This is a genomic window from Zavarzinella formosa DSM 19928, from assembly GCF_000255705.1.
Taxonomy (GTDB): Bacteria; Planctomycetota; Planctomycetia; order Gemmatales; family Gemmataceae; genus Zavarzinella; species Zavarzinella formosa.
The window spans coordinates 384766-388653 of the sequence record NZ_JH636447.1 but is presented as its reverse complement, the minus strand read 5'-3'; the positions used below and the strand labels follow the sequence as shown (position 1 = coordinate 388653).

Genomic DNA, 3888 nt, shown 5'->3' with positions numbered 1-3888 from the left:
GAGCCGAGCAGCGTGAGCTGCCGGGTGGCTCCCGGCAGGGAAGGTGCTTCAGCCACGGGTTTAAGTCCGGCCGAGTAAAGGGGAAGCGGTTCGACCACTGGAAGCCACCCGGCAGCTTACGCTGCTCGGCTCGCCAAGACAAAGACCAATACCAAGACGAAAACCAATACCAAAACGAAAACCAAAACAAAGACGAGCCTTCCGGCTCGTCAAAGACTTCGCTTACTTCGCCTTCACATCAAAGCAATGCAGTTTGTCCTGGTCGCGGATGTAGAGTTTGCCGTTGGCGATCACCGGGTGGGCCCAGTGTTCCTTGCCGCTCGGCTCCGGCAGCTTGAAGGAGGAAACCACCTTAAGTTCCTTCGGCGACGGGTCGATCAGCACCAGCACGCCGTTCTGGTAGCGGAAGTAGAGTCGGCCGTCCGCGAACAGCACGGCCGCCGAGCCGCTGCCGCCGGCGGCGTCTTTTTCCGGGCCCCACTTGATGTCGCCGGTCTTCAGGTCCACGCACACCGGCTGGCCGTCGTTTTGATTGTGGCCGAAGTAGGCGTAATCGCCGACCTGCACCATGCCGCCGTGGTGATTGTTCAGTTCGGGCTTCTTGTAAGTCTTCACCGGCTTGACGCTGAACTTGCCCCCTTCGGAGGTGATGTTCAGCAGGGCCGCGCCGCCGCCGTAGCTGCACGACACCCAGACGCTGTCGTTGTAAATGATCGGGATCGGAATCTGGGCCACGCCCCCGGCAGCCGGTTTGTCCGCATAATTCCAGAGGAGTTTGCCGTCTTCGGCATTGAACCCGGCGACGCCGGTTTTGTCACCCAGCAGCACGACGTATTGGGCCGTGCCGGCGATGGTCGCCTTGATCGGCGACGAGTAACCGGCCCCGCCCCCGACGCCCCCGGAAACCTCGGTCTTCCAAATCAGCTTGCCGGTCTTCTTGTCGGCGGCGGCGATGGCGGCCTTCGCCGTGGCCGGGACGAAAATCATCTTGTCGCCGTCGATCAGCGGGGAATCGGTGAAGCCCCATTGCGGCACCTTGGCGCCGTAATCGGCCACGTAGTCGATGCCCCAAGCCTTCTTGCCGTCGGTCGCGTCAAGACAGACGAGCTTGCCGTTGCTGCCGACGGCGCACACCTTGCCGTCCGAATAGGTCGGGCTGCCGCTGGGGCCGTTGTTCTGGTTGGTCTTGCGCGGCTCGTCAAACGGGGTGAACCAGATTTCCGAACCGTCCGCTTCCTTGAGCGCCCAGACGCCGTCCTTGCCGTTGCGGGTGCCCATGCCGAAGATTTTGCCATCCGCGACGGTCGGCGTGCCGAAGCCGAGGCCGAGGTTCTTGACAGTCCAGGCCTTCGGCGGCCCGTTCTGCGGCCATTCCTTGAGCAACCCGGTCTCGGCGCAAATCCCGTTTCGGTTCGGCCCGCGGAACGTGGGCCAGTCGTTGGCATTGGCGATCGCGGCCACCGCCAGCAAGGCGGCCGCGAAGAAACACATCTTTTTCATTGACAACAAACTCCGGAGAAAAGATCAGTCAAGGCGGGGCGCCAGAATAGACGTTCAAGTCGCCGCCGCTGTTCGTTCGGGCCGTTCAAAGATTCGCCCGAACGCCAACGGCGCCGACACGCCGAATTATCGGGCGTGAGCGGAACTGTTCAAGGCTCTACTCTTTCGATAGGCATCCGCGACAGGCGGGCAATGTCGTCCGGCAATTTCAACGCAGCCGGTTTCCGGTGGGAGGAGAGAAAGCCGGTAGATCCGCAATGTTGCGGATCTATCGTCGGTGGTCGCGGAGTGGGTTGGAAAAGCCGGGTGAACGGCCGGATGTTTTGGCGAGCCGGACGGCTCGTCTTCGTCTTGGCGAGCCGAGCAGCGTAAGCTGCCGGGTGGCTCCCGGCGGTTGAACCACATCCCCTTCACTCAGCCTGACTCAAACCGGTGGCTGAAGCACCTTCACTACAGGAAGCCACCCGGCAGCTTACGCTGCTCGGCTCGCCAAATCCAAGACAAAACCAAAACGATGCCATTACTTCTCGGCCGGCTTTGCCGTCTCATGAGCAAGCCCTTCGGCCAATCCCATCAACACATCAATTTTTGTTGAATCGTTTGTCACTTGCGACGCCCATCCCCGCGCCTCGGCCGACTGGCCGGCTTTGGTCTGTCTTCTGGCGATGTGACGCAGGGCGGCGGCGTGCCAGGTGTCGGGGGTTTTGAGGATGGCGTCGGCGGTTTTCCGGGCGCCGTCGAAGTCGCCGAGGTCCGCCTGGGCGATGGCGATGCTCGCCCAAAACGGAGGCCCGGCCATCAACCGGCGGGCGGCGAGAATCGCCCCGTCGATGTCGCCGGCCAGCAGCAGGGAGCCAATGATGTCGTGGTCCGGCTCGCCAACCTTGGTCACGCCAAGCTCGTAAAAGGCGACCGCCTTGGCGAAACTGGCTTTCGACGCCTCTTTTCGGCCGGCTTGCGCCTGGGCCAGCGCGATGAATTGAAGCAGGGATGCCTGGAGGCCCGGACTTTTAAAATATTTGAGAATGACCATCGCGTTCTCGTCCCGTCCCGCCCGGATCTCGGCGGCCGCGACACAGGCCCAGGCGTGCAACTCTTGGGTGATGCGAGCTTCGTCCCGGATGCCTTTTTCCGGCGGGGTGGTCAGCAGCCAGTTCAGGGCTTTTCGGGCTTCCGGCAGCGCGTCCAGCCGGGCGAACATCCGGATCACGGCGACCGCGCCCGGACCTTCGCTTTTTGATTCCACATCCGGGAGCAGGGCCAGCGCCTTCATCGTCGATTCTTTGGCGCCGACTTTGTCCCCCGCCTTCCATTGTTCAAAGGCAATCCCCGCGTCCGGTTCGACGGCGTCCGGGGCAAGCCCGTCCTTGGGTTTGCCGACGAGGGCGAACAACTTGTCCGAGGGAGAGGACAATTCCCCGACGATCCGAAACGCGCCGGTCAAGTCCCCTTTCCGGGCCAGACGGACGCCCTCGGCAACATAAATGTCCGCCTTCAATTGCCTCCGGTCATCTTCCTTCGGAAGCGAGTCGGCGATTTCCACGGCCCCCCGGACATTCCCGGTGGCGCCCGCCATCAGGGCCGACTGCCATGACACGGCCTGCCGGAACTCGTCACGCAGCAGTCGCCGGGATTCCGGGACGCTCTTGGCCAGATCCGGCACGGCCTTGGTCTCGCCCAGCCAGGCCAGCGTCTCGCCGACGGTCTTCCAGCCTTCGATGATCGGAGGCTCATGTTTCTCGATGATCGAGCGAGCCAGCCGGACGGCTTTGAGCGCGCCTTCCCGATCCCCGATCTTGTGACGAAGCCGGGCGATCTCGCACCAAACCCGCCCCCGCAATTCCGCGCTGGCATTCCCGTTCTCCAGCAAGCCGGCGACCTGCCCCAGAATTTCTTTGGCCGCCTGATTCTGCGGCGGCGCCGCCGGGGCGGCCGACAGGACGGAGGCCGATGTCAGAAAGAGAAGAAAGGCGAGTCGCATGAGAGGCTCCCTGTTTCACATGGACCAAGCCCGCCGTGAAGCCGCGACGCGAAGGCTTTGCGCAGCGGAGCGCGGACTTCCCGCTTGCAAACACTGGCCATTGCCACAATCATCCGACGCCGGAAGTCCGCGCTCCGCTGCGAAGACTCCGCGTCGCGGCTTCACGGAGACGCTGACTATTGCCATTATCCTCCGACACCGGAAGGTTGTCACTTCCCGCCCGGCTTTGCCGGTTCCTGAACAAGCCCCTCCGCCAGCCCGAGAAGGACGGCGGCCCGTGTCCGGGGGTCATCCAGCTTCGCCGACCATTCTCGCACGGCGGCCGGCTGGCCGGCGGCGGCTTGCGCCCTGGCGATGAGCGGCAGGACGTATGTCGGCCAGTATTCCGGGGCCTTCAAGCCGGTGGT

2 protein-coding genes and 1 pseudogene are annotated in these 3888 nt (G+C 63.4%); all 3 read right to left on the bottom strand.

Going from position 1 to position 3888, the window contains the following annotated elements; translation table 11 throughout:
• Window positions 1-222: 222 nt before the first annotated feature.
• Window positions 223-1500, bottom strand: coding sequence for an outer membrane protein assembly factor BamB family protein (locus BGIM_RS0138545; RefSeq protein ID WP_020474948.1), 1278 nt, complete (start codon window positions 1498-1500; stop codon window positions 223-225).
• A gap of 520 nt (window positions 1501-2020) precedes the next feature.
• Window positions 2021-3481, bottom strand: coding sequence for a hypothetical protein (locus tag BGIM_RS0138535; protein ID WP_020474947.1), 1461 nt, complete (start codon window positions 3479-3481; stop codon window positions 2021-2023).
• A gap of 209 nt (window positions 3482-3690) precedes the next feature.
• Window positions 3691-3888: pseudogene (locus tag BGIM_RS0138530) on the bottom strand (hypothetical protein); the annotation flags it as partial.